General features: G+C 44.6%; 4 protein-coding genes. 2 read left to right on the forward strand and 2 right to left on the reverse strand.

All coding sequences use genetic code 11. From position 1 onward, the window contains the following. The coding region (locus NJ959_RS22160) for a type IV pilus twitching motility protein PilT (RefSeq protein WP_373693693.1) at positions 1–1307 on the forward strand (1307 nt) is incomplete at its 5' end. Positions 1308–1444: 137 nt separating this feature from the next. Then, on the forward strand, positions 1445–1948 hold the full coding sequence (locus tag NJ959_RS22165; protein ID WP_254013914.1) for a hypothetical protein: 504 nt from the start codon (positions 1445–1447) through the stop codon (positions 1946–1948). A gap of 17 nt (positions 1949–1965) precedes the next feature. Here the strand turns inward: NJ959_RS22165 and NJ959_RS22170 are convergent, their stop codons facing one another. Then, entirely contained in the window at positions 1966–2766 is an 801-nt protein-coding gene (locus tag NJ959_RS22170) for a tetratricopeptide repeat protein (RefSeq protein ID WP_254013915.1), read from the reverse strand. Positions 2767–3074: 308 nt separating this feature from the next. Next, positions 3075–4100, reverse strand: a complete 1026-nt coding sequence (locus NJ959_RS22175) for an ABC transporter permease (protein WP_254013919.1) — start codon at positions 4098–4100, stop codon at positions 3075–3077. Positions 4101–4160 lie beyond the last annotated feature (60 nt).

Genomic DNA, 4160 nt, shown 5'->3' on the forward strand with positions numbered 1-4160 from the left:
CTCCCAGAGCAGCAGCAGCACCCCCTCCCAGAGGTATGACACCACAAGTCACTCCATCAGGTGTCACCCAAGCCATGCCTTCCCAAACCCTACCCATGCCGCCAAGAGCTGGTCAAGCTATTCCAGCAGCAGCACCAGCAGCAGCACCAGCACCAGCAGCGGCTCAGACTGGATCAAGAGCTTCTGTACCAGCCGCATCAGCAGCTAAACAGCGCACGCCAGCACCTAGCCCTGGTTTATCACCTGGTCAACCAACTTTAAACCATTTGATCCGCGAGGCGTTTGATAAGGGATTTTCTGATATTCACGTTGGGGTTGGTGAGACTCCCCGGATGCGTAACCGTGGTGAAATGGAAATTACTAGCTATCCCGTGACAGATGAACCTACCTTTATGAGTTGGCTGCGGGAAGTCCTCACCGATGAAGAAATCCGGCGCTTTCAAGATAGTCTAGAATTTGATGGCGCTACACAGTATGACTTTGCTAGAGTGCGGATTAATATATTCGATACCCTAACTGGTCCTGCTCTAGTCATGCGTTTGATTCCACTGACGATTTTGACTCTAGAGCAGTTGCGCTGCCCTGTTGCATTCAGGGATATTTGTCATTACCACAAGGGTCTAGTTTTAGTGACAGGACCGACAGGTTCAGGTAAGTCTACCACAATGGCGGCGATGGTTGACTACATCAATAAGGAGATGCCCAAGCATATCATCACCATTGAAGACCCAATTGAATTCGTCCACAAAAGTCGCAAATCTTTGATTAAACAGCGGGAAGTGGGGATGCACACTCGCAAATTTGATAATGCTTTAAAAGCTTCTTTGCGAGAAGATCCCGATTTAATTCTAGTGGGGGAAATGCGAGATAAGGAAACTGTAAACACGGCACTAAAAGCAGCTCAAACTGGTCACTTAGTTATGGGTACGCTCCACACAAATAGTGCAGTGAAAACGATTGAACGGATTCTCAATCTCTATAATGCTGATGAACAGAGCGCAATGCGGGTGGCAATTGCGGAATCTTTAGTAGCAATCATCGCTCAGGGGTTGTGCCGCACTACTGATGGCAAACGTGCTGCCTTCCACGACATTCTCATTAATACTGATACCGTTAAGGATTATGTCCGTAAAGGTCAATATGATGAAATTTCTGAAATCATGAGTACTAGCGAATTTGATGGGATGATTACTATGAATAAATCTTTGTTCAACCTATATCAGGAAGGACGGATTACTGAGGAAACGGCTCTGGAAATGTCACCCACTCAAAATGAAATGGCTCAGATGCTACGGGGTAGGGTGTAACTGAGATCTTGCTCCATTCAATAACTAATTTTACCCCTCTCTTTTTAGGGGAGGGGAGCAATTAAAAGGAGAGGGGAGCAAGAAATCTTACTCCCCCTTCCCTGGTAGGGAAGGGGGCTGGGGGGTTAGGTTAAAATATGGTAGCCCCCACATCAGCAATAAAGCTCTTAATGCCGACTCCGGTAATACTCCAGCCTTCTGGCTACTCCCTTAGATACCCGAAAACCTCCTGGATTGTCGCCTTTATCGAAAGCGATAGAGGTTTCCGTTTCACCCTGAGCCGCCCAGATTTCCAATTTGAACCCAGAGACAAATACCGTTACCGCACCCGCGACGACGCTAGCCGCGCTGCATCCTACTTTCTGGAATTAATGAAACGGATGGAGCGCTCCCGGATGAGATTGGGTGTTCTCGCAGAGATAGGTATCCTGAAGTTTCCCCAAGAAGTCTATCTCCATCACCAAATCTGGCTCTTGGTCGATCGCGATCGCTATTCATGGGAAGCTGTCAGGAGTGATGGTATCTCCATTAGGGCGCAATACTGGTACAAAAAACCAGAAAACGCCCTCCGTAAAGCGAAAGAGCATATTAGCTGGGAAATTACAAGAACCCAAATCAAAGATATTATTGGTTGGGTTTGATCGTTTCCCTCGGTTTTTTATTGCTGCAATGTTCTAATTGCATTCATCGCGCTCTGATAACTATCAGTGCTACCTTGTTGTTGAAAAAGTTCAGCCGCTTTCTGCAAGTCAGCGATCGCATCTTTATTCTGTTTGAGGTGAAAATTGGTAATCCCCCGGTTGTAAAATGCCTCAGCTAGGGTAGGTTGTAACTTAATTGCTTCAGTGTAATCACTTAAAGCCGCTTGATGATCTTCAATCAGGTTATGAGATAAACCTTGATTGTAGTAAGCCATGGGATTTTTGGGATTAATCTCAATCGCTTTCTTGTAATCTGCTAAGGCGGCTTGGTGATTATTCATTTGATCGTAAGTCTTGCCTCTGGTAATATAAGCAGTATCGTTTTTAGCATTTAGCTCAATGGCCTTCGTACAATCTGCGATCGCATTATCATAATTCTTTTCCACCAAATAGGCATAGCCTCGGTTACTGTAGGCTTCCTCAAAGTTGGGGTTTAGCTTAATCGCTTGGGTGTAATCATAAACTGCTGCATTATAATTGCCTAAACTATGATAAGCATAGCCGCGATTATAATAACTATCAGGATCGTTGGCATTGAGTTTTAGAGCATCACCGAAATCAGAAATAGCCCCCGTATAATCCCCAGCCTCTAGTTTATCAACCCCTCGGTTGTATAACTCAATTGCGCTAATCTGCTGTTTCTCCACCGGAATGGCAGTCAGGGATTGAGTGGGGGGTGATTCAGCTTTGACGGGGTGTGAGACAGTTAGTAGTACAGTCAATCCCGTCAGGGCGAGGAGTCGATAAGTCTGGTTCATAGTTTATCCTTCAAGTCAAGATGCGGTGAAGGGTGAGTTATTGATAGAATGAGATAGACGAACTAGATCGTTAGTCGTTCCTATCCTATTAATTTTATTTTATCTGGTCGTCAAAAAAGGATATACAGGATTTAACCTAGTGGCGGGGAGAAGTGGGGGATAGCTGAGGAAGGTTATCGGTGGCGATGAGGCTTGCATAAATTCCGGAAGGGTGAAGCATTTGGACAGGAAACCTTGAGTTTAACCGATGACTTATCGCCCAAATGCTTCGCCCCTACCTATTTTTACATTCCCCACTCCCCACTCCCTCAATACCGAATGCGCGGATCTATTAACGCATTAATAATGTCAATCCCAATACTCGCAAAAACCACAATCCCCCCAAAAAATACCATAATACCCTGAACTGTGGGATAATCGCGATCGTTAATTGCCCCATAAAGCTGATTAGCTAATCCAGGCCAAGAAAAAGTCACCTCTGTCAATACTGCACCACCAAGGAGAGAAGCAAAAGTCAGCCCCATAACAGTAATCACCGGAATTAAAGCATTTTTCAGAGCATGATTAAAGAGAATACTACCTTCAGCAATCCCTCTCGCCCTTGCTGCTTCCACATAATCTGCTTTAAGTGTCTGTTTCAGATTTACCCGCACAATCCTCTCAAAAATCCCACTCAAAAGAATTCCCAAAGTCAGGCATGGCAGAGTGAGATAATGTAATGCGGTGAAAAACTGTTCCAAGTTACCACTCAAAAGACTATCAATCGTGTAAAGTCCAGTTATGTCAGCCGGAGGTGTAGCGGAAGCCGGAAAACGTCCCGCAGTCGGGAACCAACCTAACTGTACAGCAAAAATTAACTGCATCACCATCCCTGCCCAAAATATTGGCAAAGCATAAGTGATAATACCAAATAAACGTCCTCCTAAATCTAAAGCAGTACCGGGACGAGATGCAGAAATCACACCAACCCCAATCCCCACAATTAGTGCTACCACCATACTACCTACTGCTACTTCTACAGTAGCGGGGAAATACTGTAGAATCATTTCCCAAATATCTTGTCCTTGTTTAGTAATAGAAGTCCCTAAATCCAAACGCAGTAAGTCTAGTAAATAATTCAGATATTGCAAAGGCAATGGTTTATTCAACCCTAATTGTTCCCGATATTCTGCTTTCACACTTTCAGGAGCGCGATTCCCAATAATAGCATCAATAGGATCGCCAGGAGTAGCCCGTAGCAGTAGAAATACAATGGTAGCAATTGTCCACAGCATTAATGGGGCTAACAGCAGACGGACAAAAACGTAGTAAGTTAGGGCACGGGAACGAGACATAGTTATTATTTGTTGTTTGTTTTTGGTTATTTGTTGTTTGTTTTTGGTTATTTGTTGTTT

The sequence above is a fragment of the Limnofasciculus baicalensis BBK-W-15 genome, assembly GCF_024178385.1.
GTDB classification, from domain to species: domain Bacteria; phylum Cyanobacteriota; class Cyanobacteriia; order Cyanobacteriales; family Coleofasciculaceae; genus Limnofasciculus; species Limnofasciculus baicalensis.

What these genes read in the sequence shown, in the direction of transcription:
- NJ959_RS22170 (WP_254013915.1), bottom strand. Translation starts at nt 2,766, where the DNA reads ATGAACCAGACTTATCGACTCCTCGCCCTGACGGGATTGACTGTACTA.
- NJ959_RS22175 (WP_254013919.1), bottom strand. Translation starts at nt 4,100, where the DNA reads ATGTCTCGTTCCCGTGCCCTAACTTACTACGTTTTTGTCCGTCTGCTG.
- NJ959_RS22165 (WP_254013914.1), top strand. Translation starts at nt 1,445, where the DNA reads ATGGTAGCCCCCACATCAGCAATAAAGCTCTTAATGCCGACTCCGGTA.